This is a genomic window from Mesorhizobium sp. P3_A2 (assembly GCF_056403115.1).
This window is the reverse complement of record NZ_JBFUGC010000004.1, coordinates 470,541-496,688: the sequence shown is the minus strand read 5'-3', so window position 1 is coordinate 496,688 and position 26,148 is coordinate 470,541. Positions and strand designations below refer to the sequence as shown.

At 62.9% G+C, this 26,148-nt stretch carries 27 protein-coding genes and 1 pseudogene; 11 read left to right on the top strand and 17 right to left on the bottom strand.

Annotation, left to right across the window (positions count from 1 at the left end):
* The first annotated feature begins 73 nt into the window (after nt 1-73).
* The 7 genes from AC1DXM_RS12780 (at nt 74) to AC1DXM_RS12750 (ending at nt 6,786) form a co-directional block, all read left to right on the top strand.
* Nucleotides 74-757 (top strand): TetR/AcrR family transcriptional regulator, encoded by a 684-nt coding sequence (locus AC1DXM_RS12780; RefSeq protein WP_477233363.1) that lies wholly within the window; start codon nt 74-76, stop codon nt 755-757.
* Between the two features lie 359 nt (nt 758-1,116).
* Nucleotides 1,117-2,433, top strand: coding sequence for an ABC transporter substrate-binding protein (locus AC1DXM_RS12775; protein ID WP_477233362.1), 1,317 nt, complete (start codon nt 1,117-1,119; stop codon nt 2,431-2,433).
* 68 nt (nt 2,434-2,501) lie between these two features.
* Nucleotides 2,502-3,407 (top strand): carbohydrate ABC transporter permease, encoded by a 906-nt coding sequence (locus AC1DXM_RS12770; RefSeq protein ID WP_352585596.1) that lies wholly within the window; start codon nt 2,502-2,504, stop codon nt 3,405-3,407.
* Nucleotide 3,408: 1 nt separating this feature from the next.
* Nucleotides 3,409-4,368, top strand: a complete 960-nt coding sequence (locus tag AC1DXM_RS12765; protein WP_477233361.1) for a carbohydrate ABC transporter permease — start codon at nt 3,409-3,411, stop codon at nt 4,366-4,368.
* The gene (locus AC1DXM_RS12760; protein WP_477233360.1) at nt 4,365-4,601 is read left to right on the top strand and encodes a hypothetical protein; all 237 of its coding nucleotides are present in this window, start codon (nt 4,365-4,367) and stop codon (nt 4,599-4,601) included. The genes AC1DXM_RS12765 and AC1DXM_RS12760 overlap by 4 nt, the downstream gene beginning before the upstream one ends.
* The gene (locus tag AC1DXM_RS12755) at nt 4,598-5,701 is read left to right on the top strand and encodes an ABC transporter ATP-binding protein (RefSeq protein ID WP_192259238.1); all 1,104 of its coding nucleotides are present in this window, start codon (nt 4,598-4,600) and stop codon (nt 5,699-5,701) included. The genes AC1DXM_RS12760 and AC1DXM_RS12755 overlap by 4 nt, the downstream gene beginning before the upstream one ends.
* Nucleotides 5,701-6,786 (top strand): ABC transporter ATP-binding protein, encoded by a 1,086-nt coding sequence (locus tag AC1DXM_RS12750; protein ID WP_477233359.1) that lies wholly within the window; start codon nt 5,701-5,703, stop codon nt 6,784-6,786. Before AC1DXM_RS12755 ends, AC1DXM_RS12750 begins: the two co-directional genes overlap by 1 nt.
* A gap of 57 nt (nt 6,787-6,843) precedes the next feature.
* Here AC1DXM_RS12750 and AC1DXM_RS12745 read toward each other — a convergent pair.
* Together AC1DXM_RS12745 and AC1DXM_RS12740 are read right to left on the bottom strand one after the other, a co-directional pair.
* Nucleotides 6,844-7,152, bottom strand: a pseudogene (locus AC1DXM_RS12745) (DUF4437 domain-containing protein); the annotation flags it as partial.
* A 66-nt stretch (nt 7,153-7,218) separates the two neighbouring features.
* Complete coding sequence (locus AC1DXM_RS12740) at nt 7,219-7,566, bottom strand: GFA family protein (RefSeq protein ID WP_477233358.1); 348 nt, start codon at nt 7,564-7,566, stop codon at nt 7,219-7,221.
* A gap of 131 nt (nt 7,567-7,697) precedes the next feature.
* Between AC1DXM_RS12740 and AC1DXM_RS12735 the strand changes: the two genes are divergently transcribed.
* Nucleotides 7,698-8,993, top strand: a complete 1,296-nt coding sequence (locus AC1DXM_RS12735; RefSeq protein WP_477233357.1) for an amidase — start codon at nt 7,698-7,700, stop codon at nt 8,991-8,993.
* A 6-nt stretch (nt 8,994-8,999) separates the two neighbouring features.
* Here the strand turns inward: AC1DXM_RS12735 and AC1DXM_RS12730 are convergent, their stop codons facing one another.
* The 5 genes from AC1DXM_RS12730 to AC1DXM_RS12710 all read right to left on the bottom strand — a co-directional run bounded on the left by AC1DXM_RS12730 (nt 9,000) and on the right by AC1DXM_RS12710 (nt 13,317).
* Complete coding sequence (locus AC1DXM_RS12730; RefSeq protein ID WP_477233356.1) at nt 9,000-9,374, bottom strand: hypothetical protein; 375 nt, start codon at nt 9,372-9,374, stop codon at nt 9,000-9,002.
* A 42-nt stretch (nt 9,375-9,416) separates the two neighbouring features.
* Nucleotides 9,417-10,397 (bottom strand): NAD(P)-dependent oxidoreductase, encoded by a 981-nt coding sequence (locus AC1DXM_RS12725; protein ID WP_477233355.1) that lies wholly within the window; start codon nt 10,395-10,397, stop codon nt 9,417-9,419.
* Nucleotides 10,398-10,485: 88 nt separating this feature from the next.
* Nucleotides 10,486-11,202, bottom strand: coding sequence for a FadR/GntR family transcriptional regulator (locus tag AC1DXM_RS12720; RefSeq protein WP_477233354.1), 717 nt, complete (start codon nt 11,200-11,202; stop codon nt 10,486-10,488).
* Between the two features lie 2 nt (nt 11,203-11,204).
* Nucleotides 11,205-12,374, bottom strand: coding sequence for a mandelate racemase/muconate lactonizing enzyme family protein (locus AC1DXM_RS12715; RefSeq protein WP_477233353.1), 1,170 nt, complete (start codon nt 12,372-12,374; stop codon nt 11,205-11,207).
* Nucleotides 12,375-12,429: 55 nt separating this feature from the next.
* Complete coding sequence (locus tag AC1DXM_RS12710) at nt 12,430-13,317, bottom strand: sugar phosphate isomerase/epimerase family protein (RefSeq protein WP_477233352.1); 888 nt, start codon at nt 13,315-13,317, stop codon at nt 12,430-12,432.
* Between the two features lie 401 nt (nt 13,318-13,718).
* Here AC1DXM_RS12710 and AC1DXM_RS12705 point away from each other — a divergent pair, with 401 nt between their 5' ends.
* From AC1DXM_RS12705 to AC1DXM_RS12695, 3 genes are all read left to right on the top strand, one after another.
* Nucleotides 13,719-14,774: a sugar phosphate isomerase/epimerase family protein gene (locus AC1DXM_RS12705; protein ID WP_477233351.1), complete on the top strand. Its 1,056-nt coding sequence runs from the start codon at nt 13,719-13,721 to the stop codon at nt 14,772-14,774.
* A 60-nt stretch (nt 14,775-14,834) separates the two neighbouring features.
* Nucleotides 14,835-16,022, top strand: coding sequence for a Gfo/Idh/MocA family protein (locus tag AC1DXM_RS12700; RefSeq protein ID WP_477233350.1), 1,188 nt, complete (start codon nt 14,835-14,837; stop codon nt 16,020-16,022).
* Between the two features lie 211 nt (nt 16,023-16,233).
* A complete protein-coding gene (locus AC1DXM_RS12695; protein WP_477233349.1) occupies nt 16,234-17,085 on the top strand; it encodes a sugar phosphate isomerase/epimerase family protein in 852 nt (283 codons plus the stop codon).
* Nucleotides 17,086-17,242: 157 nt separating this feature from the next.
* Here the strand turns inward: AC1DXM_RS12695 and phnE (AC1DXM_RS12690) are convergent, their stop codons facing one another.
* From phnE (AC1DXM_RS12690) to AC1DXM_RS12645, 10 genes are all read right to left on the bottom strand, one after another.
* Nucleotides 17,243-18,607, bottom strand: a complete 1,365-nt coding sequence (phnE, locus tag AC1DXM_RS12690) for a phosphonate ABC transporter, permease protein PhnE (protein WP_477233348.1) — start codon at nt 18,605-18,607, stop codon at nt 17,243-17,245.
* A 2-nt stretch (nt 18,608-18,609) separates the two neighbouring features.
* Nucleotides 18,610-19,569: a phosphonate ABC transporter, permease protein PhnE gene (gene phnE / locus AC1DXM_RS12685; RefSeq protein WP_477233347.1), complete on the bottom strand. Its 960-nt coding sequence runs from the start codon at nt 19,567-19,569 to the stop codon at nt 18,610-18,612.
* 54 nt (nt 19,570-19,623) lie between these two features.
* Entirely contained in the window at nt 19,624-20,532 is a 909-nt protein-coding gene (gene phnD / locus AC1DXM_RS12680) for a phosphonate ABC transporter substrate-binding protein (RefSeq protein ID WP_477233346.1), read from the bottom strand.
* Between the two features lie 145 nt (nt 20,533-20,677).
* Complete coding sequence (gene phnC, locus AC1DXM_RS12675) at nt 20,678-21,526, bottom strand: phosphonate ABC transporter ATP-binding protein (protein WP_477233345.1); 849 nt, start codon at nt 21,524-21,526, stop codon at nt 20,678-20,680.
* 135 nt (nt 21,527-21,661) lie between these two features.
* The gene (locus AC1DXM_RS12670; protein WP_477233344.1) at nt 21,662-22,372 is read right to left on the bottom strand and encodes a DUF1868 domain-containing protein; all 711 of its coding nucleotides are present in this window, start codon (nt 22,370-22,372) and stop codon (nt 21,662-21,664) included.
* A 71-nt stretch (nt 22,373-22,443) separates the two neighbouring features.
* Nucleotides 22,444-22,935 carry an N-acetyltransferase family protein gene (locus AC1DXM_RS12665; RefSeq protein ID WP_477233343.1) on the bottom strand — a complete coding sequence of 164 codons (492 nt, stop codon included), beginning with the start codon at nt 22,933-22,935 and terminating at the stop codon, nt 22,444-22,446.
* Between the two features lie 211 nt (nt 22,936-23,146).
* Nucleotides 23,147-23,764 (bottom strand): DapH/DapD/GlmU-related protein, encoded by a 618-nt coding sequence (locus tag AC1DXM_RS12660; RefSeq protein ID WP_477233342.1) that lies wholly within the window; start codon nt 23,762-23,764, stop codon nt 23,147-23,149.
* Nucleotides 23,761-24,468 (bottom strand): phosphonate C-P lyase system protein PhnL, encoded by a 708-nt coding sequence (gene phnL / locus AC1DXM_RS12655; RefSeq protein ID WP_477233341.1) that lies wholly within the window; start codon nt 24,466-24,468, stop codon nt 23,761-23,763. Before phnL ends, AC1DXM_RS12660 begins: the two co-directional genes overlap by 4 nt.
* Before the next feature lie 2 nt (nt 24,469-24,470).
* Nucleotides 24,471-25,247 (bottom strand): phosphonate C-P lyase system protein PhnK, encoded by a 777-nt coding sequence (phnK, locus tag AC1DXM_RS12650; RefSeq protein WP_477233340.1) that lies wholly within the window; start codon nt 25,245-25,247, stop codon nt 24,471-24,473.
* Nucleotides 25,244-26,143, bottom strand: a complete 900-nt coding sequence (locus AC1DXM_RS12645; RefSeq protein WP_477233339.1) for an alpha-D-ribose 1-methylphosphonate 5-phosphate C-P-lyase PhnJ — start codon at nt 26,141-26,143, stop codon at nt 25,244-25,246. Before AC1DXM_RS12645 ends, phnK begins: the two co-directional genes overlap by 4 nt.
* Nucleotides 26,144-26,148 lie beyond the last annotated feature (5 nt).

Genomic DNA, 26,148 nt, shown 5'->3' with positions numbered 1-26,148 from the left:
TCCCCGTCTTCGGTGTGCTGGGTCTGGCCGCGAAGGCCATTGCAATTTTTTGAGACGCGCGTATCGTATTGACATGGATGTCTCACGTCAACAAGCTGCAGCAGGCGACGACGCCAAAGAGGCTGCCGAACGCGGCCCGCGCGCCCGCACGAGACGGCTGATGCTGGAGACGGCGACGCGGCTGATGCAGGCGGGCGTCACGCCCTCGGTCAGCGAGGTCGCGGAGGCAGCTGAAGTCTCGCGCGCCACCGCTTATCGCTATTTCCCGAGCCAGGCAGCCTTGGTGCATGCCGTGGTCGACGAGGGGCTCGGGCCGATCCTGACCTGGCAATCGGCTTCGAAAGATCCGCAACGCCGCGTCGCCGAATTGTTCGACACGGCCATGCCGCGCATCGAGGCTTTCGAGGCAACCTTCAAGGCAGCGTTGAAACTGTCGCTCGACCAGTGGGCGCAGCGCCAGGCGGGCACGCTGGGAGGCGAGCCGCAGTTCACCCGAGGCCATCGCGTCCAGCTGTTGAAGGATGCTATCGCTCCGCTCAAGGGCCAGTTGCCGCCGCGCGAATTCAAGCGCCTGGCGCAGGCGCTGTCGATGATGTTCGGCGTCGAAGTGCTGATTGTGCTGAAGGACATATGGGGGCTCGACAGCCGCGGCATGCGGTCGGTAGCGCAATGGGCGTCGGGCGCCCTGGTGCGCGCCGCGATATCGGAATCGATGACAGAAGCGGATGCGGTTCGGCCGGCGGCAGCGGCGAAATAGCGCCAATCTGGTTCGACCAGATTTGGGCAACTATTGGTGATGTTAACCAGGATGTGGGTACCGAAACAAGGCTCTCCTATATCAAGGAGTAGGAAAATTAAGGGAAAACAGTCAGATACATGAGAAATCCGGTTATGCAAGCTCCGGCAGTGGTCCAAGAAAGAGCTTGACGGCTATCCAAAATTGGTAATACCAGATCAAGACAGAAAAAGCGGATCGAAAGTGAGTGCTGCGGTCCATTTTCCGGCAAAGCGAGGAGGCTTGAAACCGGAAAGGTGCGATCTCGGGAGGAACTACCAGGGTCGGCCCCGTTGCCGGCTCGCATGATACGGTAGAATGCGCACAAGGGAGGAAACATTATGCGCAAGACAATGACCAGCCTGCTTGCTGGTATCGGCTTAGTGCTTGCCTGCGGAACGTCCGTTTACGCGCAGGATAAATCGCTCACCATCTTCTGGGCGGAATGGGATCCGGCCAATTACCTGCAGGAACTCGGCAACGAGTACGAGAAGGAAACCGGGGTCAAGATCACGGTGGAAACCACGCCATGGTCCGACTTCCAGACCAAGGCCTTCACCGAGTTCAACGCCCATGGCGATGCCTACGATATGGTCGTCGGCGACTCGCAATGGCTCGGCGCCGGCTCCACCGGCGGCCACTATGTCGACCTGACCGACTTCTTCAACAAGCACAAGCTCGGCGAAGTGATGGCACCGGCGACGGTGAAGTACTATGCCGAATATCCGGGCGGTAGCAGCAAATACTGGGCGATCCCGCTCGAAGGCGACGCGGTCGGCTGGTCCTATCGCAAGGACTGGTTCGAGGACCCCAAGGAGAAAGAAGCCTTCAAAGCCAAGTATGGCTATGATCTCGACGTGCCGAAGGATTTCAAGGCGCTGCGCGACATCGCCGAATTCTTCTACCGGCCCGACCAGAAGAAGTATGGCATCGCCATCTACACCGACAATTCCTATGACGCGATGGCGATGGGCTTCGAGAACGCGCTGTTCTCGTATGGCGGGGAACTGGGTGACTATTCGACCTACAAGGTCGATGGCCACATCAATTCCGACAAGGCGATCGCCGCGCTCGATGCCTATCGCGAACTCTACACGTTCACGCCTCCGGGTTGGGCCAAGTCGTTCTTCGTCGAGGACAACCAGGCCATCACCGAGAACCTGGCGGCGATGAGCATGAACTACTTCGCGTTCTTCCCCTCGCTGATCAACGAGGCGTCGAACCCGAACGCCAAGAATACCGGCTTCTTCGCCAACCCCCCGGGCCCGAACGGCGATCAGTTCGCCGCACTCGGCGGCCAGGGTATCTCCATCGTCTCCTACTCGCAGAAGCAGGACGAGGCGGTGAAATTCCTTGAATGGTTCATCAAGGACGAGACCCAGAAGAAGTGGGCAGCCCTCGGCGGCTACACCTGCAGCGCCGCGGTGCTGAAGTCGCCCGAGTTCCAGAACGCCACGCCCTACAACAAGGCCTTCTATGAGACCATGTTCAAGGTGAAGGACTTCTGGGCGGTGCCCGAATATGCCGAACTGCTGCAGCAGCTCAACCAGCGCATCTATCCCTATGTGATCGGTGGTCCCGGCACCGCCAAGGAGACGCTGGACGCGCTTGCCGGCGACTGGAACGCGACCTTCAAGAAATACGGCCGCGGGCAGTAATCGACTTCTTCACGGAGGGGGCGATTGGTGCCTCCTCCGTTTTCTTTTTCAGAACCGGGAGCAGGGTCTTGGCGACCACGATGATCACCACGCTGGACAGGTCCTCGCGAGCCGCCGCACGCGGCCTCAGCGACATTTCGATCCGCAATCTCTTCATCATTCCGACGATCCTGTTCCTGATCGTCTTCAATATTTTCCCGCTGATCTATTCGCTGGGTTATTCCTTCACCGATTTTCGCGCCTCGACCAATGCGCCGGCGAATTTCGTCGGGCTGCAGAATTATCGCGACCTGCTCAACGATCCCTATGTCTGGTCGAATTTCGCCATCACGGCCAAATACGTCATTGTCTCGGTCACCGGCCAGCTGCTGGTCGGCTTCGGCGTGGCGATGCTGCTCAACCGGGATATCCCGCTCAAGGGCCTGATCACCACGCTCCTGCTGCTGCCGATGATGCTGTCGATGGCCGTTGTCGGCCTGTTCTGGAAGCTGCTCTACGACCCATCATGGGGCGTCATCAACTATGCGCTCGGGCTCGGCAATTTCGAGTGGCTGGCAGATCCCAAGATGGCACTCTACGCCGTAGCGCTGACCGACATCTGGATGTGGTCGCCCTTCGTCATGCTGTTGTCGCTGGCCGGCCTGTCGGCGGTGCCGAAGCATCTTTATGAGGCCGCCGCGATCGACCGCGCCGGACCGTTCTACACCTTCTTCCGCATCACCCTGCCGCTGGTGGCGCCGATCCTGATGATCGCGGTCATCTTCCGCACCATGGAAGCGTTCAAGACGTTCGACCTCGCCTACATCCTGACCAGCCAGCCGACGGCCGAGCTGATCTCGATCCGGCTCTACAAGATGGCCTTCCAGGAATGGCAGACCGGGCGCTCCTGCGCGATGGCCTACATCGTGCTGATCATGGTGCTGGCAATCACCAACATCTACGTCAAGTATCTGAACAAAGTGAAGGAGCGCTGAGATGGCAGCTGTGCGCACTTCTTCCGAAGTCGCCTTCAACCGCGCCGCAATCGTCGTTGTGCTGGTGGTGACGATCATCTTCCTGGCGCCGATTTACTGGATCGCCTCGACGGCCTTCAAGCCGCGCAATCTCGCCACCACGATCCCGCCGACCGTGGTCTTCCAGCCGGAGATATCGCCCTTCGTCAAGCTGTTCACCAAGCGCTCGCAGCTGCGCACGCCACCGACGCCCGAAGAATACGCAGCCGCCCCGTGGTGGGAGCGGGTCGTCTTCGACGGCGGCGAAAAGATCGTACGTGACGGCAAGGGCCAGGTGCAGTGGTCGGGCTATCCGAACCGCTTCATGAACTCGCTGATCATCGCCATCACGTCGACGGTGCTGGCGGTCGGTATGGGCACCTTCACCGCCTACGGCTTCTCGCGCTTCAAGGTGAAGGGGGAGGCGGACCTGCTCTTCTTCATCCTGTCGACGCGCATGCTGCCGCCGGTCGTCGTCGCCATTCCAATGTTCCTGATGTACCGCGCAGTTGGCCTCAACGATTCCCATGTCGGCCTGATCATCCTCTACACCGCCTTCAACCTCTCCTTCTCGGTCTGGCTGATGAAAGGCTTCATGGACGAAATCCCGAAGGAGTATGAGGAAGCAGCCCTCGTCGACGGCTACACCCGCATGGAAGCCTTCTTCAAGATCGTGCTGCCCGAGGCCGCCACCGGCATCGCCGCAACGGCCGTGTTCTGCTTCATCACGGCGTGGAACGAATATGCCTTCGCGCTGATCATGACCAACCGCCGCGCCCAGACGGCGCCGCCCTTCATCCCCAGCCAGGTCGGCTCCGGCCTGCCGGACTGGACGGTGATTGCAGCGGGAACCTTCCTGTTCCTGCTGCCGGTCGCGATCTTCACCTTCCTGCTCCGCAATCATTTGTTGCGCGGCATGTCGTTCGGAGCGATCCGCAAATGAGCTTTCGCGCCATCAACCAGAAATATCTCGAACCCGGCTCGCAGATCCTGATGGTGCTCGGCATCATCGCGCTTTGCCAGCCCTGGAACATGCTGTTGCATAGTTATGGCGTGACCATCATCCTGATCGGCCTGATCGGCTTCAACATCACTTCGAAGATCGCGCCGGAAGAGGAAGCCGGCACAGGCCATGGCGCGGACGAGCCGACGCGAAATCCGGGAGCACCGCATTGACCCAGATCGAGCTTCGCGGCGTCCAGAAATTCTTCGGCGCCGTCCAGGTCATCAAGGACCTCAACCTCAAAATCGATGACAACGAATTCATCGTGCTGCTCGGCCAGTCCGGCTGCGGCAAGACGACGACGCTGCGCGCCATTGCCGGGCTGGAGACGATCGATGGCGGCGATATCCTGATCGACGGCAAGCCGGTGCAGCACCTCAAGGCCGCCGACCGCGACATCGCCATGGTGTTCCAGTCATTCTCGCTCTATCCGCATATGAGCGTCTACGAGAATGTTGCTTTCCCCTTGAGGGCAACGCGCAAGAGCAAGGCTGAGATCGACCAGGAAGTGCGCTCGGTCGCCAAGACGCTGCAGATCACCGACCTCCTGGCCAAGAAGCCGTCGGCGCTGTCGGGCGGCGACATGCAGCGCGTCGCCATCGGAAGGGCGCTGGTGCGGCGCCCCAAGGCGATGCTGATGGACGAACCGATCGGCGCGCTCGACGCCAAATTGCGCGAGGAGATGCGGGCCGAGATCAAGCGGCTGCACATCAAGCAGGGCTCGACCACCATCTATGTCACGCATGACCAGATCGAGGCGATGAGCCTCGCCGACCGCATCGTCATCATGCATGAGGGCGTGTTGCAGCAGGTCGGCTCGCCAGACGAGGTCTATTCGCATCCGGCCAATCTGTTCGTGGCGCAGTTCGTCGGCAGCCCGGTGATGAATGTCGCCGATGCGTCGGTCGCAGAAACAGCGTCCTCGGCCTCGGTCACCGTCGGTGGTGCTGCCGCCGGCTTCGAATTCCCGCGGGCGCTTTTGTCCAAGCTCAATGGCCATGCCGGCGGCCAGCTGGCGCTCGGCATACGGCCCGAAGGCGTGCTGGTGCGCCATGAAGCGGCGGAGGGCTTCCTGCCGGTCGAGACGCAGATCGTCGAGCCGCTCGGTTCCTTCGACATTGTCGACCTCAAGGTCGGCTCCGAGATGCTGCGCGCCCGCACCAAGAGCGGCTTTGTCGGCGGCCCCGGCGAAAAGGTCTTCGCCAGGATCGATCCGACGCAGGCGCATTTCTTCGACACGGCAAGCGGCAAGTCGCTCGAGGTGAGGCTCTGATGGCGCATATCCAGCTCAAGAATATATCCAAGAGCTTCGGCAACCATACCGCGCTGACCGGGCTCAATCTCGAGATCGCCGATGGCGAGTTCTTCGTGCTGCTCGGCGAGACGGGAGCCGGCAAGACGACGACGCTGCGCATGGTCGCCGGCCTCGAAAAGCCGACGGAAGGCCAGGTGTTCATCGACGGCGTCGATGTCGCCGACTGGGGTGCGGCCGAGCGCGACGTGGCGCTGGTGCTGCAGCAGTATTCGCTCTACCCGCGCTATACCGTGCGCGAGAACCTCGAATTCCCGCTGAAGCCGAAGATCCGCCGGCTGCCGGATGCCGAGATCAAGGATCGCGTTGCTCGGGCGGCCAAGACACTGCGGATCGAGCATCTTCTCGACCGCAAGACCGATCGCCTTTCGGGCGGCGAGATGCAGCGCGTCTCGATCGGCCGCGCCATCGTGCGCAAGCCGCGCGTGTTCCTGATGGACGAGCCACTTTCGGCGCTCGACGCCAAATTGCGCGAGGCGCTACGGACGGAGCTGAAGAACCTGCAGATACAGCTCGGCGCCACCTTCCTGTTCGTCACCCACGACCAGATCGAGGCGATGTCGATGGGCGACAAGGTCGGCGTGTTGAACCACGGCCGCATCGTCCAGACCGGCACGCCGCACGAGATCTATAACAATCCGCGCGATACCTATGTGGCGAGCTTCGTCGGCTCGCCGCCGATGAACCTCATCGACGGCCGGCTGGTGGATAATCGCGCGGTGATGGCGCCGATGAATTTCGAGCTGCCGCTTTCAGGGGGAGCCAAGACGGGCAGTGCGACCGACGGACGCCCGCTCGTCTTCGGCATCCGTCCGGAAGACGTCTATCTGGAGAGTGGTGCACCGGTCGAGGCGCGCGTCCACGATGTCGAGAACCATGGCGTGGAAAAGATCCTGACCCTGCGGGTCGGCGACACGACGCTACGCGCCACCGTGCCGGCCAGGACCGATGTGGCGATCGAGCAATCGGTGCGTTTCGCCTGGAATGCAGACAAGGTCGTGCTGTTCGACAAGGGCAGCGGCGTAAGCCTGCGGCACGCCAGCTAGGTTCTCCTGCAGACTTAAGCCGGCGCTAATCCGCTGGCGGAAATCTGCAGGCGCCTTCTATTTCTGGAAATAGGTCTCGTAGGGCGTGTCGTTGATCAGCAGGATCACGCACTCCGTCTCCGACAGGCAGGCGTCGTCGTGCATCTCATTGGTCTTTTGGGTCCAGTTGGACCCTGGCGGCAGTTCGACCTTGGTCGCTTCGCCGCCCTCCATCTGCCAATGCGCCCACAGTCCCTTGATGACCACCGCGCGGTAGTCGGCGGTGTGCGCATGGACCGGCGCGCGCCAGTTGCCGGGAACTTTCAGCAACGTGCCCGCCGGGCCTTTGGCCCGCTCGCCCCATAATGGGCCAAGGCGATGCGGCTGGCTGGCAGCGGCCCGACGGTCATCACGGTTGTCGGGCCGTTGTTGTGATGAGAGGTAACCCACTGTTCAGACCGAGCGGCCGTCGAAGTCGAAGATCGACAGGGAGGATGGGTCGATATCGGCGACGCAGTTGATGTTGATATAGGCACTGCGTTCACTGCCTTCGCGAAGATCCTCGGCAAAGGGATGAATGCCGCAGGTGCGGCAGAAGCGATGCGCCATTGCGTGATTGCCGAATGTATAGGTGCCGAGATCGTCGCCCCACGCCAGCACCGTCAGGCTGTCATGCGGGATGGCGGCCAACAGCGCACCCTTGCGCGAGCAGATCGAGCAATTGCACCGCACCGCGCCGGTCAGCTCCGCCTTGAATTCGAACGCCACCTTGCCGCAGTGGCAGCTGCCTTTGTACAGCATCAGTCTCTTCCTATCGCTGGCAGGTGCAAAGGCACGCTGGCCGGGTTATCCCTTCCGCAGGCCTAACCGGCCGCTTGAACTCTCTGTGCTTGCTTTAAAGACGTTGCATCCTGGCGGAGTCCGACATCGACATGCAATCAATCCGCGATCATCTCGACATCATCCTGTCACGTCTTGCCAATCGCGCGGCAGACGAGAGGGTCTACACCAAAGTCTATGCCGAGGCGGCTCGGGCGGCGGCCGATGCCAGCGATGCGCGCAAACGGGCCGGTGTGAGCCTCGGGCCGCTCGATGGCACCATTGTCTCGATCAAAGATCTGTTCGATGTCGCGGGCGAGCCGACCACGGCCGGTTCGCTGATGCTGAAGAATGCGGCACCTCCCCTGTGGGACGCGGCAATCGTCAGCCGGCTGCGGCAGGCCGGCGCTATCATCATCGGCAAGACCAATATGACCGAATTCGCCTTCACCGCGATCGGCGACAACCTGCACTACGGCACACCCGGCAATGCGGCCGACGCCAGCCGCATTCCCGGCGGTTCGTCATCTGGCGCCGGCGTCTCCGTGGCCGAGGGCACGTGCGACATCGCCATCGGCTCCGACACCGGCGGCTCGGTGCGCATACCGGCATCGCTGAATGGCGTCGTCGGCTTCAAGCCGACGGCGCGGCGCGTGCCGCTGACCGGCGCCTATCCCCTGTCCGCGACGCTGGATTCGATCGGGCCGCTCGCGCTGAGCGTCGCCGCCTGCGTGGTCGCCGATGCCGTCATGTCCGGGGACGAACTCCCGCCGCTGCATCTGCCGCTGTCACTTGCCGGGCTCCGCGTTGGCGTCCCGCGCGGTGTGCTGTTCGACGAGACGGAGCCGGAGGTCGCGGCAGGCTTCGAGCGATGCTTGCGTGCGCTGGAGCAAAGCGGCGTGCGCGTCGTCGACCTGCCGATCGACGATCTTATTGCCGAGATGCGCACGGCGACCAAACGCGCCTCGATCGCGTCGATGGAAGGTGCCGAGGTTCATGCCGACTGGCTGTCCATCGGTGCATCGGTGCCGGTGGACCCGCATGTCAGCGGACCGCTTTCGCGGGCACTCGCCATTCCTGCCTCAGTCTATATCAGGACCATCCGCCGCCGTGGCGAACTCGCCGCTGCCATGGCTGAACGGCTGGCGTCGATCGATGTCCTTGCCCTGCCGACCGTGCCGATTGTCGCGCCCTTGATCGCCACCATGGCCGGCGACGAAGCGTTGCGCAACAAGGCCGAAGGCCTGCTGTTGCGCAACACCCAGGTCGCCAACCAGTTCGACCTCTGCGCCATCTCGCTGCCGATGCCTGATATGACGTTGCCGGCCGGGCTGATGCTGGTGGCGCCCGGCCATGACCATCATTTGCTGCGCATCGCGGCTGAGGTCGAAAGGCTGCTCGGGTCGTGACTGGCGTCAGCGCGCCGCGCAGCGCTTGCGCTCGGTTTTCCTGGAAGCGCGTTCGATGTTGGTAGCGACCAGCATCGGCAGATCGTTCGCCTCACCGCGATGCTGGATCGATCCTCGAACGACGAGCTTTCCTGCATGGAGCTTGTCCGAGAGGTCAGGTGCCGATCTGTCCAGTGGCGGCAATTCGGTGGTGTTGAGAGAAACGCCTTTAATGATCTTGCCGGTGGTCAGATCGAGCGCATTGCCCGACGGGCAGGGCGCCATCATGCAGACGATCCTATTGCTGCAATAGACATAACTGCTGTCGGCCCGAGCGATCGACGGCAATGCCGTGATCGAAGATGTGACGATAGCGAGGAGGGTGGGGCGAAGACTGGACATGGTTCAACGTCGCGGAGAATTGGGGCGAAAGCGCGATACGGTTCACGTGTCGGCCGGAAACCGCCTGCGGTAGTGCTCGACCACGTCGGGATTGCGTAGATTGACCGGCAGCCGGTTGGCCAGCACCAGCAGCGTTTCGCCGGCAGCACCAACGCCCATGCGCATCATCGACTGCTCGGTAATGCCCGCCATATGCGGGGTGACGATGACATTGTCGAAGCCGAAATAGGGGTGATTTGCCGGCAGCGGCTGCGTGGCAAAGACGTCGAGCGCGGCGCCGCCAATGCGGTCCTTGCGCAAGGCCTCGATCAGCGCGTCGTCATCGATCACGGGCCCGCGCGAAATGTTGATCAGCAGCGCATCCGGCTTCATGCGGGCGATGCGTTCGCGGTTGATCAGACCGCGCGTTTCCGGCGTCAGCGGGCAGCACAACACGATGATATCGCTCTGTTCGACCAGCGCGTCGATCGACAGGAAGCCGATCCTGTCGGGGGCCGGCTGCATGCTGCGCGTCGTCGCCACCACGTTGAGACCGAAGCCGTGCGCGGCGATATGGCCGACCGCCTGGCCGATGGCGCCGAAGCCGATAATGCCGATGGTCTTGCCGGCGAGTTCGCTGGCATGGCTGGCGTGGTCGCGGCCGGCATTCCAGCCTTTGGCGCGCAAGTCGCGGTCGACCGAACGGAAGCGGCGAAGCAAAGCAAGCGCCGCGAACATCACATATTCGGCGACCGAGCGCGCATTGACCGCCGGCACATTGGCGACCAGCACGCCGGCCGCGGCGGCGGCCTCCATCGGCACCATGTCGAGGCCGGCGCCGTGACGGACTGCCGCCCGAAGTTTGGTCGCGTTTTCGAACAGCGCCGGCGGCAGTGGCGCGCGCACGATGATGACGTCGGCGTTCTTCGCTTCCGCGGTCAGTGTTTCGGCGTCAAGCGCGGAGGCGACGACGAGTTCGCCGGCGCCGACCAGCATGGCGGAGGCACGCGGATGCAGCGTGTGCGTCGACAGGATTCTGGGCATGGAGCTCTCGTTCTTAGTCGCAATTCCCAAGGGAAAGCGCTGCCCGCTTTTCCCGGGAAAACCGTTTCACACTTTTCCTGGAATTGCTCTAGACCTTTTCGAGCGTGGAGTTTTTCTGCTCCACGCCGCGGCCCTCGATGATCCCCTTCCAGTAGCTTTCCGCGCCTTGCAGATGGGCGCTCATCAGCGCCTGGGCGAGATTGCCGTCGCGGCGCAGCAGCGCCTCGTAGATCTGGATGTGCTCGGCATGCGAGCGCACTGAGCGCTCGGGGTCGTTGAAGTAGATCGGCAGGCGCAACTCGCCCATCAGATAGTAGACGCTGCAGATGTTGTGGAAGACGCCGTTCTTGGTTGCCCGCACGATTTCGAGATGGAATTCACGGTCCTCCTTGGCGAGACCCTCGCCGGCGGCGATGCGCTCCTCCGAGGCTTTCAGGATCTCGCGCAGGCGTTCGAAATTCTCCTCTGTGGCGCGCGAACAGGCGAGTTCGGCGGCCTTGATCTCGTGGATCTTGCGCAGTTCGACGGTCTCGTAGATCTGCACCGGATCGAGCGGCAAGCCCGCGCGGGCGAAAAGGGCCAAGGCTTCTACGCTGGCCTGCCTGGTGTCGACATAGATGCCGGATTTGGCGCGGCGCTCGACGATGCGCATGGCTTCGAGAATGGCCAGCGCCTCGCGGATCTGGCCGCGGCTGACGCTGAAATGCTCCGCCAGTTCGCGCTCCGAGGGCGTGCGGCCGGTCTCCTTGTCCGAATGGGAGAACAGATAGGCGGCGAGTTCGGCGAGAAGGTTCTTTTCTTTCATCGTCAACTGCGTTGCGCGTGCGCCTCCAGGAACCGCTCCGAAATGGTGAATCCCAGACCCGGCTTTTCAGGGATCGCTATCATACCGTCTTTTGCTTCGACAGTCTCTTCGACAAGATCGTGGATCATCGGGTTGGCGCCGAGCGAATATTCGACGGTGAAGCTAGCCGGCGAAGCAGCGCAGACATGCAGGCCGGCAAAGAAGCAGGGCGCGCCGGCCCACAGATGCGGGGCAAAGCGCAGATTGAAGGCGCTGGCGATGGTGCCGATCTTCATCGCCTCGCTGATGCCGCCGCAAAAGGCCGGATCGGGCTGGAAGATGTCGGCCGATTTCAGCACGGCGAGATCGCGGAAGGCGTAGCGTGTCGCCTCGCTTTCGCCGGTGGCGATCGGGATCGAACCCGAAGCGCGCACCTCGGCCATGCCTGCTTTGTCGTCCGCGATGACCGGCTCCTCGAACCAGGCGAGATCGAGATCGCTGGCGAGGTGGATGAACCGCTTGGCTTCGGCCACCGTATAAGTGCCGTGCGCATCGACCATCAGTTCGACATCCGGGCCGAGCGCTTGTCTGGCGGCACGGACACGGGCAGCCGAGATATGCGGGGCGCCGTCCATGGCGCCGACGCGCATCTTCAGCGCCTTGAAGCCACCCTTGGCGATGTACGATTTGAGCTGCTCGCCGATGGCGTCAGCCGCGGCCCAGCCGCCGGAGGCGTAGGCCTGCATGCGATCGAGCTTGCGGCCGCCGATAAGCCGCCACACGGGCTGTCCGAGCGACTTGCCGAGGATATCCCACAGCGCAATGTCGACGGCGCTGATTGCCGCCACGCTCATGCCGCGCCGCGCCAGTTGCGGCATGGCGTGGCCGGCATGCGCGGCTGTCTCGTGGCGCACGCCGTTGTAGAGCATCTCCCAGATGATACCGATGTCGGCGGGGTCGCGGCCGATCAGCTGCGGCCCGACCTCATGATTCAGCATGTGGACCAGCGCACCATAGCTGCCGGCGCTGCCGGCGGCGTTCTTGCCTTCGCCCCAGCCGACCAGCCCGTCATCGGTCTCGATGCGCAGGATGGCGGCGTCGAAAGTCGTCACCTGGCCGAAGTCGCTGCGATGCTGCTTCGCGACTTCGATCGGTATGCGGACCCACCAGGCCTGGACATTTCTGATGCGCATGGTCATCCCCGGCCCCGCCGCCGGCAGGCGGAAGGGCGCCTCCAAATCGGATCGGCTACTTGATCAGCGGCAACAGCGTTTCGGCGGTGATGCGCATCTGGTCGGTGTAGAATTTCTCCGTCAGCACGCTGGAGCCGTGATCCTGGATGAACTTCAGCTGTTCGGGAGAAATGTCGACCGGGTGGCGCTCGACCATGTCGGGATAGGGCGCGGCCGGCGTGCGGTCGACTGGCGCGACGAACTCGTTGGTCAGCGCGCCGTCATAGCCGACTTCCTTCAGCGTCTGCACGATCCGTGGCCAGTCGATCTGGCCGAGGCCGGCGGCGAAGCGGTTGTTGTCGGCGACGTGGAAATCGAACAGGCGCTTGCCGACCTGGCGGATGGCGTCATAGACGTTAAATTCTTCCATGTGGATGTGGTAGGCGTCGAGGCAGACGCCACATTCGGGGCTCACCGCATCGGCCAGGGCGAGGGCCTGCGCGCCGCGGTTGAACAGATAGGTCTCGAAGCGGTTGAGCGGCTCGACGGCTATCTTGACGCCGACTTTCTTGGCATGGGTGAAGCATTCGCGGGTGGCGTCGACCACCCACTTCCACTCCTCTTCCTCTGTGCCGTCCGGCACCACCTTGCCGACGGTGGCGGGCACAAGCGTAATGATCTCGCCGTCGAGCTCGCTGATCATGGTCAGCACGTCCTTGACGTACTGCACCGAGCGTTCGCGCTGACCCTGGTCCCTGGCGGCCAGGTTGCGTTCGCCAAGCATCAGCGTCACAGCACCCCAGCAGCGGATGCCGTGTTCTTTCAGCAGCGCGCGGGTCTCGTTGGTCTTGTACTGCTCGGGCTCGCCGGAAATCTCGATCGACTCGTAGCCGAATTTCTTGATGCGCTTCAGCGTCACCTCCAACGGCTCCGCGCGCATCCAGTTGTGCGTCGAAAGATGCATGGTCTATCCTTCCCAGAATTCGTCTGTGCCAGTTCGCCTGCGACGCGCCTTGCCGAAGCGCGTCTCATGATTCCTCCCCAAGGCGCTCCAGCATTTTTATGCAAACTGGTTCGACCAATTGGGCCTGAATGGAGGTCTACAGCAATTTTTGTCACGCGGCAAGAACTGCCGCTGTGCGATCGCGACATCCATTTACTGTATTGATTATGCTTGCATATGTTCCCCATTTTGGGGTGCGTCGGCTGCTGCTCTTGCGAGTCAAATGGCTTGACCCATTTCCGGTATTTGGTAATACCAGAATGGCAAGTCGAGAATGCACATCACAAAAGACCAAAGAGGCTGGCCCTGCTTTCATCAGGCGCTATGCTTGGTCCCTGGAAAAATGAATTGGGAGGATGCCGATGCCGTCGACAATGAAGGGTCCGGGGCTGTTTCTGGCGCAGTTCGCGGGCGATGCCGCGCCATTCAATTCGCTGGCTTCGATCACCAAATGGGCGGCCGGTCTCGGCTACAAGGGCGTGCAGATCCCGACCTGGGACGCACGCCTGTTCGACCTCAAGAAGGCGGCGTCTTCCAAGGCCTATTGCGACGAGGTGAAAGGCATCTGCGCTGACGCTGGCGTCGAGATCACCGAGCTGTCGACGCATCTTCAGGGACAGTTGGTGGCGGTTCATCCCGCCTATGACGCGCAGTTCGACGGCTTCGCGCCGGCCTCGGTGCACAACAACCCGAAGGCGCGGCAGAAATGGGCGGTCGAGCAGATGGAGTTCGGCGCCAAGGCGTCGAAGAATCTGGGCCTCAAGGCCTCGGTGACATTTTCCGGGGCGCTGGCCTTCCCTTACCTTTACCCGTGGCCACAGCGGCCGGCCGGGTTGATCGAGGAGGCCTTCGCCGAACTTGGCAAGCGCTGGAAGCCGATCCTCGACGTCTATGACGAGAATGGCGTCGATGTCGGATACGAGATCCATCCGGGTGAAGATATCTTCGACGGCGCGACCTTCGAGATGTTCCTCGACGCGGTCGGCGGCCACAAGCGCTGCAACATCAATTACGACCCGTCGCACTTCCTTTTGCAGCAGCTCGACTATCTCGAATTCATCGACATCTATCACGAGCGGATCAAGGCGTTCCACGCCAAGGACGCCGAGTTCAATCCGACGGGGCGGCAAGGCGTCTATTCCGGCTACCAGAGCTGGACCAACCGCGCCGGCCGCTTCCGCTCACTGGGCGACGGACAGGTCGATTTTAGCGGCATATTCTCCAAGCTCACCCAGTATGGCTACGATTCCTGGGCGGTGTTGGAATGGGAATGCTGCCTCAAGCATCCGGAAGACGGCGCGGCCGAAGGTGCGCCCTTCATCCAGCACCACATCATCCGCGTGACGGAAAAGGCATTCGACGATTTCGCCGGCGGCACAACCGACAAGAAGATGCTGCGTGCGATGATGGGAATCTGACCGGCTTCGCCGGCAGTGGCAGACGCCAAAAGCAGAACGCACAAGACGAGGGAGACGATCATGGTCGGCGCATCGAAAGCTGAAACGGGAGGCGGCCCGATCCGCTATGGCATGGTCGGTGGCGGCCAGGGCGCCTTCATCGGCGCGGTGCATCGGATCGCGGCGCGCATGGACAATGACTTCGTGCTGGTGGCCGGCGCACTGTCGGCCAATCCCGAGCGCGCCAAGGCATCGGCCGCCGAACTCGGTCTCGACCCGGCGCGTTCTTATGCGTCCTATGCCGAGATGGCCAAGGCCGAGGCAAAGCGTCCCGACGGCATCGAGGCGGTGGCGATCGTCACCCCCAACAATGTGCACGTGCCGGCGGCGAAAGCTTTCCTCGAAGCCGGCATCCACGTGATCTGCGACAAGCCGTTGGCGACGACTTTGGCTGAGGCCAAGAAGCTTGCCGCGCTGGTCGAAAAGACCGGCAAGGTGTTCGTGCTGACGCACAATTACACCGCCTATCCGATGATCCGGCAGGCGCGCGAGATGGTGGCCAAGGGCCAGCTTGGCGATATCCGCATCGTGCAGTCGGAATATCCGCAGGATTGGCTGACCGAAGACCTTGCCGCCACCGGCCAGAAGCAGGCGGCGTGGCGCTCCGATCCCAAGCAGGCAGGGGCGGGCGGCGCGCTCGGCGACATCGGCACCCATGCCTACAATCTCGCCCGCTTCGTCTCGGGGCTGGAACTCGATTCCTTGTCGGCCGATCTCGATGCCTTTGTGCCGGGGCGGCAGCTCGACGACAATGTCAACGTCATGCTGCGCTTCAAACCGGTCGGCAAGATGCACCCGGCCAAGGGCATGATCTGGGCAAGCCAGGTGGCGCCCGGCCATGAGAATGGGCTGAAGTTGCGCATCTATGGCTCGAAGGGCGGGCTGGAATGGGTTCAGGCCGACCCGAACTATCTCTGGTACACGCCGTTCGGCCAGCCCAAGCAGCTGCTGACCCGCAATGGCGCCGGCGCGCTGCCGGTCGCCGGCCGCGTCAGCCGCGTGCCGTCGGGGCATCCGGAAGGCTATCTCGAAGGCTTCGCCAACATCTACCAGGAAGCCGCGCGGGCGATCCGGGCTGCACGCAAGAAGGGCGGCAAGCCGGGCAAGGATGTGGTGTTCCCGACCATCGAGGACGGCGTCGAAGGCATGGCGTTTATCGAAGCCTGCGTGAAGTCGTCGAAGAAGAATGGGGCGTGGACGAAACTTTAGGCGGCGCCTCCCCCTCACCCGGATTGCCAGCCGAATCGCAAAGGGCAATTCGGGGCAATCCGACCTCTCCCCGAGGGGAGAGGAGGAGGTGGCGCCGACGCCAAGTCTCTTCTCCCCTAGGGGAGAAGGTGGCCGCGAAGCGGCCGGATGAGGGGCAAGGCGAAGCTGGACGAGTGAGACCAGCGCGCCGTCACATGGGGAGGGAATGTCGATGAAAATCGGCATGTGTATGTTCTTGTGGACGACCACCGTCTCGAAGAAGCATGAGGCGCTGCTCAGGGACATCAAGGCGACAGGCTTCGACGGCGTCGAAATCCCGGTCTTTGCCGGTGTGCCTGACGACTACAAGAAGCTTGGCGATTTGCTCGACCGCATCGGGCTGGAACGCACGGCTGTCACGGCGATGGGCGATCCGGCGATGAATCTGATCTCGCCGGACGCGGCGACCCGCAAGGCTGGCATCGACTACATGAAATGGGCGATCGACTGCAGCGTGGCACTCGGTTCCGACAAGCTGAGCGGACCGCTGCATTCGACGCTCGGCGCCTTTTCCGGCAGTGGGCCGACCGCCGCGGAGAAAAAACGCTCTGTCGCCTCGCAGCGCGCCATCGGTGACCATGCCGGCAAGAGGAACGTCACCATCGGGCTGGAGGCGCTCAACCGTTTCGAGTGCTACCTGCTCAACACGATGGCCGACCTGTCAGAGCACATCGACGCCATCGACCGGCCGCACATAAAGGCGATGTACGATACCTTCCACGCCAATATCGAGGAGGCCGACCCGATCGGCGCCTATACCAAGCACCGGCGGAACGTCGTGCATATCCATATTTCGGAGAACGATCGCGGCGTACCGGGGCGCGGCAACATTCCCTGGGCCGAGACGTTTTCGGCGATCCGCAAGAGCGGCTATGACGACTGGCTGACGATCGAGGCGTTCGGGCGTTCGCTGAAGGATCTCGCGGCGGCGACCAAGGTGTGGCGGGATTTTTCGGAGAGCCCGGAAGCGGTGTATCGCGAGGGGTACAGGCATATCCGGGATGGGTGGAGGAAGGCGGCGTAGGGTGTGCCGATATTCAGGTGAGGCCGGCCTGCAAATGGCGGCTTCCTGCGCTTCCGGTGCTCACGTACTTTGAGTACGCTCCGCTCCGGTTCTCGGAAGCCACCATTTTCGACTCGGCCTGACCTGAATCTCAACACACCCTGAGGCGCTGCACCGATCAACCCTGATCGGCCTGGATCCTGTTGTAATCATGGATCGTCCGGCTGAGCCTGCGGCGCAGGAAGTTCGAGATGTTGTCGAAGACGAAGACGACGAACAGCGTCAACAGCACCATGTAGAAGACGTTGGCCCAGTTGGAATTGGTGCGCATCGCTTCCCACAGTTTCAGGCCGATGCCGCCGGCGCCGACGGCGCCGATGATGGTGGCGCCTCTTGTGTTGGATTCCCACTGGTAGAGCGTCTGGCTGATGAAGACCGGGATCACTTCCGGCATGACGCCGTAGCGCTGCACCAGCAGGCCATTGGCGCCGGTCGACTTGATGCCTTCGCGCGGCTTGTCGTCGATGTTTTCCAGGCTTTCCGAATAGGTTTTGCCGAGCGTGCCGATCTCGGTGAAGAAGATCGCGGCGCTGCCGGCGAGCGGGCCGGGGCCGAAGGCGCGAGTAAAGAACAGCGCCCAGATCAGCATGTCGACCGAGCGCATGAAGTCGAAGAAACGTTTGAGCACCTGGCTGAGCAGCCCGCTCGGCGTGATGTTGCGTGCGGCGAAGAAGGCCAGCGGAAAGGCGACGAAAGCGCCGAGCAAGGTGCCGAGAAACGCCATGACGATGGTCTGCAGCAGTTTCGTCCAGACGTCGCCGTGCTGCCACTGCGCATTGTTCCAGATGTTGTCGCCCGCCAGAGCGAGGTTCGAGGTGCCGGGCTTCAGTTCGGGTCCCGACCAGATCAGCGAGATCACTTCACCGGCCGATTTGCCGAAGAAGGGCGAGCGCGTGTCGAAGACGAAATTCGCCCAGCCGAGGAAGCGCTTGCGCACCTTCACGCGATCGACGGTGACGCGCACCTCGCCGACAAAGCCCATCTTGGCGACGATCTCGTCGTCATGCGCGGTGATCCAGTCGGGCACCGGCCCCGAAATCACCGGCTTGCCGCTGGTCAGCGCGACCGGCACCGTCTGGCCATTGGCGACAATCGTCGCCCTGGTTTTGTCGAAGGTGACGGATTTGGCCCGGCCGTCGATCAGGACCGTGAAGGTGCCGTCCGCATTCCGGACGACCCAGTCGGGATTGGGGTTGTCGCCAAGGGCGGAAAAGCGCGGATATTTCGGCGTGATCACGGGCTGGTCGAGTCGGAATTCCGGCTGCAGATCGTAGCTGATCCATTGCGACAGGAAGAGCGGCAGGCGCTCCCAATGCGATTCCCGCATCACTTGCGGCAGGTTGAAGAACCACAAGGCGTAAATGAGGTAAAGCACGGTGCCGGCGACCAGGAACAGCGGCCAGAAGCGCTGGTGGAACGGGCGATGGAACACGTGCGGATAGCGATCCTCGATGGCTTTGATCTCGTCGACAGTCATCGCCATAGTCAGGCCCCGCCCATCAAAAAGGCTTGCTCGCCAACCAGCTTGCGGCGCAACCAGGCGGAAAACTGGTCGATGATGAAGATGGTCGTGAACAGGAGCAGCACCAGCGCCAGCGTCTTGGCGCCGAAGCCGCGCGAGATGGAGAGCTTCAATTCCTCGCCGATGCCGCCGCCGCCGACGGCGCCGATGATGGTCGAGGCTCGTACGTTAATTTCGACGCGCAGCAGCGTGTAGGACATGAAATTGGGCAGCACCTGCGGCAGGTCGGCGAAACGCACCCGCTCGAACCAGTTGGCGCCGACCGCTTTCAGGCCTTCCTCGGCGCGCATGTCGATGTTCTCGTTGATTTCGTAGAACAGCTTGCCGAGCGCGCCGATCGAGTGCAGGCCGATGGCGATGATGGCGGCGATCGGCCCGGTCGAGACGATGGCCGCGAACAGGCCGGCAATGACGATCTCCGGAAAGGCGCGCAGCAATTCCATGAAGCGCTTGACGACGAGCCGCAGCACGGGATGCGGCGTCAGGTTGCGCGCGGCGATGAAAGAAAACGGCACCGCGAAGATGAAGCCGATGAAGGTCGAGACCAGCGCCACGTTGACCGTGGTCAGCATCAGCTCGAAATATTCGGGGATGTAGAAGCCGCCCCAGATGTAGACGCGACCGAGCGGGAAGTTGAATTCCTGGGTGCCGGTGTCATGTGGGGAGGCAATGTCGAACAGCGCCCGCCAGACGTCGTTCCAGTCCTTGGGGATCAGCCAGCTGAGGAAATCGAGGATGTGCGGCAGCCGGTCCCAGAAGTGGCCGGCGTTGGCCTCGTCGGCGAACCACATGCTGGAAAGCATCGCGGCAAGCAGCAGGCCGACGCCGAGCACGGTGTAGAGCCGGCGCAGCGATGTCTGGCGTCGCCAGGCATCGGCCGTCTGGTGAGGGGCGCCGGAGGGGGCTGTCACGGAAAGGGTCATGATCGGAGATGCAAAAAGGGCGGTGCTTTGAGCACCGCCCTTTCGATTTCGCCGTTAGCCGCCGATGGCTGCCTTACGGGCTTCGACGATGACGCTGTAGAAGTCAGGCTTGACCGGGACGTAGCCGGTGAAATCGCCGCCCTCGACGCCTTCGAAGCAGGCCTTGTCCTTCATCGGCAGGTCGGTGAAGAACGCGGTCAGCTTGGCGGTCATGTCGTCACCGAGTGCGGTGCGCACGACCAGCGGGCCGTTCGGGATCAGGCCCGAGCGCCAGACTTCGACGAAGTCGTTGGGGTCGACGGCGCCCTTGGCGACTTCCTTGTGGAAGGTGCCGGAGGTGTAGCCGTTCTTGAAGTCGCCGATGCCCGAGGAATCGTCCACCGCCACGTCGACCTTGCCGTCGCGGACAGCGAGGATGTTGTTCTCATGGCCGCCATTGAACTGGGTCGAGGCGAAGAAGGTTTCGTTCGAGGCGCCGGTGTCCTTCGGGATCTGGGTCAGCGGGATCAGGTAGCCCGAGGTCGAATCCGGATCGGCGTAACCGAGCTTCTTGCCCTTGGCCGACTTGATGTCGGTGATGCCGGAGGACTTCAGCGCCAAGCCGATCGAATAATAGCCAGTGGCGCCGTCGGTCTGCTGGGTGGTGAGGATCGGGGTGACCGCCTTCGGGTCCTTGATGTAGACGCTGGCGTAACCGGAAGCGCCGAGTTCGGCGAAGTCGAGCGTGCCGCCGAGCAGGCCCTGGATGACGCCGTCATAGTCGGCGGCCGGGAACAGCGACACTTTTTCGAAGCCGAATTCGGTCTTCAGGTGGTCGGCCAGGCACTGGTAGTTGCGCAGACGGTCGGTTTCGTTTTCACCGCCGAGGATGCCGACGCGGAATTCCTTGAGGTCGGCCGCGTGGGCCATGCTGGTTGCCATGGCGAGCACCGATACGGCGCTGAATACCATCTTCCTGAACATTTTATCTCTCCTGTAAGTTCCGGCCCCGCGCCGGCAGCGTTCTTAATTTTTGCAGGTGCCCTTGACGCGGGCTGACGATCCCAGTCGCTCAGTTCTTGTCCATGATCTTTTCCGAAAACCGGTATCCACTTTTCGGGATCATGGATCAGTACCCGGGGAATGCCGGCTCGAGCGGGCTGGCGGATGCTTCGATCTTTTGCTTGTAGGCGATGCTGGTCGAGGTGATGGCCTCGGAGATTTCAGCGCCATTGCTGTCGGCGCCATAGACCTGGCGCACCGCTTCGCGGTTGAGCTCTTCCGGCGCGCCGTCGAAGACGACCTTGCCGGCGGCCATGCCGATGATGCGGTTGCAATAGGCCCGCGCAGTGTCCAGCGTGTGCAGGTTGGTGACGACGGTGATGCCCTCGCGCAGATTGATGTCCTGCAACGAGTCCATCACCACCTTGGCGTTGAGCGGGTCGAGCGAAGCGATCGGCTCGTCGGCGAGCAGCACCTTCGGTTGCTGCATCATGGCGCGGGCAATGGCGACACGCTGCTGCTGGCCGCCGGACAGCGTGCCGGCGGGCTGAAGTGCGGTGCGGGCGATGTCGAGGCGCTCGAGCGCTGCGACCGCCTCGGCGCATTCGGCGCGGGTAAACATGCCCAGCAGGTTGGAGACGGTCGAGCGGTGATTGAGCCGGCCGAGCAGAACGTTGGTCAGGACGTCAAGGCGCGGCACAAGGTTGAACTGCTGGAAGATCATGGCGCAATCGCGCTGCCAGCGCCTGAGCGGCGAGCCGCGCAGCCGGGAAACCTCGGCGCCGTCAAAAAAAATCGACCCCTGGCTGGGGTCGATGAGACGGTTGATCATGCGAAGAAGAGTGGACTTGCCGGCGCCGGAGCGACCGATGATGCCGACCATCTGGCCCTGCGGGATCGACAGGTCGATGGCGCTGACGGCGGTGTTCTTGCCAAATCGGCGGGACACGCCGCAGATTTCGAGCGTTGCTGACATGGCTTAACTTTCAGTCCGGTCGCAGTTTGAAGGTCTGTTAACCCTCGCTAGCGCAGCCGCATGAACCTGCGGTGTCGGATTGATGTCAGTTTTGTTACCGCCCACAGACCCGTGCGCCGGTGGTGCTGCCGCTGGTCAGCCAAGCACCAGCAACTCCTCGAAATGGTTCATGTCCTTGAAGTTGCAGAAGGCCGGCGGCTGCAACTCGATCATCGGCGCCTTGCGGGCGAACTCGGCGAGACTGTCGTCGAAGAAGTCCTGCCAAGCGGTGGCCCTGTCGTCGGCGAGGCGCTGGGTCGGGTAGGCAAAGGTGATGTGGAAGGCGTAAGTGTCGTGATCGGGGTGGCGGTAGCCGAACGGTACTGACAGCGCGTCGCGCCAGGCGCTCATGACGCGCCGGTCCTCCTCGGTCGCGCCGGCAACGGTGAGTCCGGTCGGCACGACCTCGATGACTTCGACCTTGAACGGGCCGCGGCTCCGGAAGCCCTTCAAGCGCTCCAGATAGAGGCTGGTCATGGCGTCGATGCTGGTGTCGAGCGGCACGTCCTGCGGCCAGTAAGGCAGGCGGCGGCGATATTCGATTATGCCCTGGAACAGCGTCATGTGCAGGCTGGAGATGGGCGTGAAGGCGAGCCGGTCGGCATCCGGCATGGCGCGCATGCGCTCGCGCACCTCGATGACCACCGCTTCGGAAGGCGACCCCTTCACGAGATGGCTGACCACCGTGTTGCCGGGTTCGAGGAGGAAGTTGCCCGATGTGTCGTAACGGGTGCCGAGATGCACCGGTGGCGCCGGATTGGTGCCTTCGAAGAATCCGGCAAGCGAGGGTTTGACTGTGGCGAGCATGAGCGATCTCCTTGGGGAGATGGCGTCCTGTCCGAGTCATGTGTCAAGGGTATGAAACCCGCACACCTCTACTACAGCATGCGGTGCATCACGAAAGCGTCGACATATCCCAGCCGCGGATGGTCGAATGTTTGCGGTATCGTTCCGACAATGTCGAAGCCCAGCCGACGCCACAGCTTCACAGCGCGCTCGTTGCTGCTGATGACGAAGTTGAACTGAATGGCGCGGAAGCCGCGCTCGGCAGCCTGCTGCAACGAATGCAGGCACATCGCCGTGGCGACGCCTCGACCGCTCGAAGCCGCCGACGTGACGTAGCCGCAATTGGCGACGTGTGCGCCGCCGCCGCGCTGGTTGGCGTGGAGATAGTAGCAGCCAATCACGTCGCCGGCTTCCTCCGCGACGAACACATCGTGCCCATCGGAAAACCAGTAGCCCAGCGCTTGGTCGCGGTTCCAGTCGCGGGGCAGTGCATAAGTTTCGCCGGCCCGCAGGACGGGTTCGAGAATGGACCAGATCGCATCAGCGTCTGCCGGTGTTGCGGGACGAATGGTTGGCACGGTCAAGAACCCGTGTGGGATGGATCAAAGCCAGGTTGCGGCTAGGATGCCGAAAAAGATCAGAACAACAAAGGCTGTCACGATTCCGGGCTGCATGCCAGAGGCCGGAGGTGCGGGAATGTCCCTTCGCAAGGGCTGCATGAAACCCTCAAACATCCCGTATATTAGCATTGGCGCTTTTTCCTGAACACCGGCGAAAACGCGCGAAGGGTCGGCGCTAACCGCCGTATTTTTCCAGGAACGCCTCAGCCTCTAGCTCGCGAAAATCGTCGAGCGCGGCGCGCAGCCTGGCATGGTCCCAATCCCACCAGGCGAGTGCCTGGTAGCGCTCCGCCGTGCGGCGGTCGAAGCGCTCGCGGATCGGCTTTGCCGGCACGCCGCCGACGATGGTGTAGGGCGCGACATCCTTCGACACCACTGCACCGGCGCCGACCGCCGCGCCATCGCCGACCGTCACGCCGGGCAGGATGGTCGAGCCGTGGCCGAGCCAGGTGTCGTGGCCGATGGTGACGCGCTTGGCACGCCGCTGGGCGAAGAATTCGCTCTCATGCTCAGCGTCGTCCCAATAGTCGGAGGCGCGGTAGGTGAAGTGATGCAGCGTCGGGCGCCAGGTCGGGTGGTTGGTGGCGTTGATGCGCACGCTTGCTGCAATGTTGGAAAACTTGCCGATCGTCGCGCACCAGACGGCGCAGTCCTGCATCATGTAGGAATAGTCGCCGAGGATGCTCTCGGACACCCGGCTGCGGTCGGCAATCTCGGTCCAGCGTCCCAGTGTCGAGTTCTCGACCTGGGCTGTTGCGTGGATCAGCGGCGCCTCCGACAATTTCCTGCTCATGCGGCGATTTTTCCGGCGGCGAAAGAGGTGACGTCGATGATGCGATCGGCGACCGCGTCACGCACATCCAGGTCGTGGAAGATGCCGAGCAAAGCGACGCCCGCCGCCTTTTTGGCGGCGATGAGCGCAACAACGACATCGCGGTTTTTGGCATCGAGCGAAGCGGTCGGCTCGTCGAGCAGCAGCACCGGATGCTCGGTGATGAAACCGCGCGCGATGTTAACGCGCTGCTGTTCGCCGCCGGAGAAGGTCGCCGGCGGCAGCGCCCAGAGTTTTTCTGGCAGATTGAGCTGCGCCAAAAGCGACCGCGCCTTCGTCCGCGCGACCTCGCGCTCCTCGCCGCGCTCGACCAGTGGCTCCGCCACGACGTCCAGCGCCGAGACGCGCGGTACTGTGCGCAGGAACTGGCTGACATAGCCGATCGTCTGGCGGCGTACCGAGAGCACCGTGCGCGGGCTGGCCGTGGCGAGATCGATCAGGCCGCCCTCGTGCTGGACGATGATCTGGCCTTCATCGACGGCATAGTTGCCATAGAGCATTTTCAGGATCGAACTCTTTCCGGCGCCCGAGGGGCCGCCGAGCACGGCGCATTCGCCGGCCCTGATCGAGAACGAGACCCCGGCGACAACCGGCAGCTTGATGCCGTCGCGCAGATGCATGGTGAAGCTCTTGGCGACGTCGGAGACAACGAGGGGCGTCGGCATGGTCACACCTGGAGGATCGAGGAAACGAGAAGCTGGGTGTAGGGCGCGCGCGGGTCGTCGAGGACGCGGTCGGTGAGACCGCTTTCGACGACGCGGCCGTCCTTCATCACCATCATGCGCTGCGACAGAAGCCGGGCCACGGCGAGGTCATGGGTGACGACGATGGCCGCCAGGCCGAGATCGGTGACCAGGCCGCGCAACAGGTCGAGCAGGCGCGCCTGCACGGAGACATCGAGGCCGCCGGTCGGCTCGTCCATGAACACCAGGCGCGGGCCGGTGACGAGGTTGCGGGCGATCTGCAGGCGCTGACGCATGCCGCCGGAAAAGGCGCGCGGCTCATCGTCGATACGGTCCTCGTCGATCTCGACCCGAGACAGCCAGTCGACAGCGGTGGCGCGGATCATGCCGTAATGGCGGTCGCCGACCGCCATCAGCCGCTCGCCGACATTGGCGCCGGCCGACACCGTCATGCGCAATCCGTCGGCCGGGTTCTGATGGACGAAGCCCCAGTCGGTGCGCATCAGGAAGCGGCGCTCGGCCTCGCTCATGCGGTAGAGCTCACGGAACTGGCCGTCACGCATGCGGTAGCTGGCGGTGCCGGAAGAGGGCAACAGCCGCGTCGACAGGCAGTTAAGCAGCGTCGTCTTGCCGGAGCCGGACTCACCGACGACAGCCAGCACTTCACCCGGCCACAGGTCGAAGGTGACGTTCTCGCAGCCGACGCGCGAGCCGTAGAATTTGGACAGCGCCGAGACGCGCAGCAGCGGTTCGTCGGTCATTGCACCGGCTCCATGGTTTCCGAGGCGAGATGGGTGTCAGGGGCAAGGTGGCCGCGATGGCCATCAGCGCGCCGCTTCTCGCAATGGTCGGTGTCGGAGCAGACGAACATGTGGCCGCCATGGTCGTCGAGGATGACCTCGTCGAGATAGACATTCTCGGCCGCGCACAGCGCACAGGGCTGGTCGAAGGTCTGCACCTCGAACGGATGGTCCTCGAAGTCGAGGCTGACGACATCGGTGAAGGGCGGCACCGCGTAGATGCGCTTTTCACGGCCGGCGCCGAACAATTGCAAGGCCGGCGAGCGGTGCATCTTGGGATTGTCGAATTTCGGCGTCGGCGACGGGTCCATGACATAGCGGCCCTCGACCTTGACCGGATAGGCATAGGTGGTGGCGATGCGGCCGTGCTTTGCGATGTCCTCGTAGAGTTTCACATGCATGAGGCCGTACTCCTCCAGCGCATGCATCTTGCGGGTCTCGGTCTCACGCGGCTCGAGGAAGCGCAGCGGCTCGGGGATCGGCACCTGATAGACCAGAACCTGCACGGCGCTCAGAGGGTGTTCGGGGATGCGGTGGCGGGTCTGGATGATGGAGGCGCTGGCAGTATCGGTAGTGACAGCGACATTGGCGACCTTCTTGAAGAAGGCACGGATCGAGACGGCATTGGTGGTGTCGTCGGCGCCCTGGTCGATGACCTTCAGCACATCGTCGGGGCCGATGATCGAGGCGGTGACCTGGACGCCGCCAGTGCCCCAGCCATAGGGCATCGGCATTTCGCGCGAGGCGAACGGCACCTGATAGCCGGGGATGGCGATGCCCTTGAGGATCGCCCGGCGGATCATCCGTTTGGTCTGCTCGTCGAGATAGGCGAAGTTGTAGGTGGCGATGTCGGTCATGGCGA

What these genes read in the sequence shown, in the direction of transcription:
- AC1DXM_RS12715 (WP_477233353.1), bottom strand. Translation starts at nt 12,374, where the DNA reads ATGCGCATCAGAAATGTCCAGGCCTGGTGGGTCCGCATACCGATCGAA.
- phnE (WP_477233347.1), bottom strand. Translation starts at nt 19,569, where the DNA reads ATGACCCTTTCCGTGACAGCCCCCTCCGGCGCCCCTCACCAGACGGCC.
- AC1DXM_RS12710 (WP_477233352.1), bottom strand. Translation starts at nt 13,317, where the DNA reads ATGCATCTTTCGACGCACAACTGGATGCGCGCGGAGCCGTTGGAGGTG.
- AC1DXM_RS12705 (WP_477233351.1), top strand. Translation starts at nt 13,719, where the DNA reads ATGCCGTCGACAATGAAGGGTCCGGGGCTGTTTCTGGCGCAGTTCGCG.
- AC1DXM_RS12780 (WP_477233363.1), top strand. Translation starts at nt 74, where the DNA reads ATGGATGTCTCACGTCAACAAGCTGCAGCAGGCGACGACGCCAAAGAG.
- AC1DXM_RS12750 (WP_477233359.1), top strand. Translation starts at nt 5,701, where the DNA reads ATGGCGCATATCCAGCTCAAGAATATATCCAAGAGCTTCGGCAACCAT.
- AC1DXM_RS12670 (WP_477233344.1), bottom strand. Translation starts at nt 22,372, where the DNA reads ATGCTCGCCACAGTCAAACCCTCGCTTGCCGGATTCTTCGAAGGCACC.
- AC1DXM_RS12645 (WP_477233339.1), bottom strand. Translation starts at nt 26,143, where the DNA reads ATGACCGACATCGCCACCTACAACTTCGCCTATCTCGACGAGCAGACC.
- AC1DXM_RS12660 (WP_477233342.1), bottom strand. Translation starts at nt 23,764, where the DNA reads ATGAGCAGGAAATTGTCGGAGGCGCCGCTGATCCACGCAACAGCCCAG.
- AC1DXM_RS12725 (WP_477233355.1), bottom strand. Translation starts at nt 10,397, where the DNA reads ATGCCCAGAATCCTGTCGACGCACACGCTGCATCCGCGTGCCTCCGCC.
- phnC (WP_477233345.1), bottom strand. Translation starts at nt 21,526, where the DNA reads ATGTCAGCAACGCTCGAAATCTGCGGCGTGTCCCGCCGATTTGGCAAG.
- AC1DXM_RS12735 (WP_477233357.1), top strand. Translation starts at nt 7,698, where the DNA reads ATGCAATCAATCCGCGATCATCTCGACATCATCCTGTCACGTCTTGCC.
- phnD (WP_477233346.1), bottom strand. Translation starts at nt 20,532, where the DNA reads ATGTTCAGGAAGATGGTATTCAGCGCCGTATCGGTGCTCGCCATGGCA.
- AC1DXM_RS12775 (WP_477233362.1), top strand. Translation starts at nt 1,117, where the DNA reads ATGCGCAAGACAATGACCAGCCTGCTTGCTGGTATCGGCTTAGTGCTT.
- AC1DXM_RS12760 (WP_477233360.1), top strand. Translation starts at nt 4,365, where the DNA reads ATGAGCTTTCGCGCCATCAACCAGAAATATCTCGAACCCGGCTCGCAG.
- AC1DXM_RS12730 (WP_477233356.1), bottom strand. Translation starts at nt 9,374, where the DNA reads ATGTCCAGTCTTCGCCCCACCCTCCTCGCTATCGTCACATCTTCGATC.
- phnL (WP_477233341.1), bottom strand. Translation starts at nt 24,468, where the DNA reads ATGCCGACGCCCCTCGTTGTCTCCGACGTCGCCAAGAGCTTCACCATG.
- AC1DXM_RS12695 (WP_477233349.1), top strand. Translation starts at nt 16,234, where the DNA reads ATGAAAATCGGCATGTGTATGTTCTTGTGGACGACCACCGTCTCGAAG.
- phnE (WP_477233348.1), bottom strand. Translation starts at nt 18,607, where the DNA reads ATGGCGATGACTGTCGACGAGATCAAAGCCATCGAGGATCGCTATCCG.
- AC1DXM_RS12720 (WP_477233354.1), bottom strand. Translation starts at nt 11,202, where the DNA reads ATGAAAGAAAAGAACCTTCTCGCCGAACTCGCCGCCTATCTGTTCTCC.
- AC1DXM_RS12700 (WP_477233350.1), top strand. Translation starts at nt 14,835, where the DNA reads ATGGTCGGCGCATCGAAAGCTGAAACGGGAGGCGGCCCGATCCGCTAT.
- AC1DXM_RS12765 (WP_477233361.1), top strand. Translation starts at nt 3,409, where the DNA reads ATGGCAGCTGTGCGCACTTCTTCCGAAGTCGCCTTCAACCGCGCCGCA.
- AC1DXM_RS12740 (WP_477233358.1), bottom strand. Translation starts at nt 7,566, where the DNA reads ATGCTGTACAAAGGCAGCTGCCACTGCGGCAAGGTGGCGTTCGAATTC.
- phnK (WP_477233340.1), bottom strand. Translation starts at nt 25,247, where the DNA reads ATGACCGACGAACCGCTGCTGCGCGTCTCGGCGCTGTCCAAATTCTAC.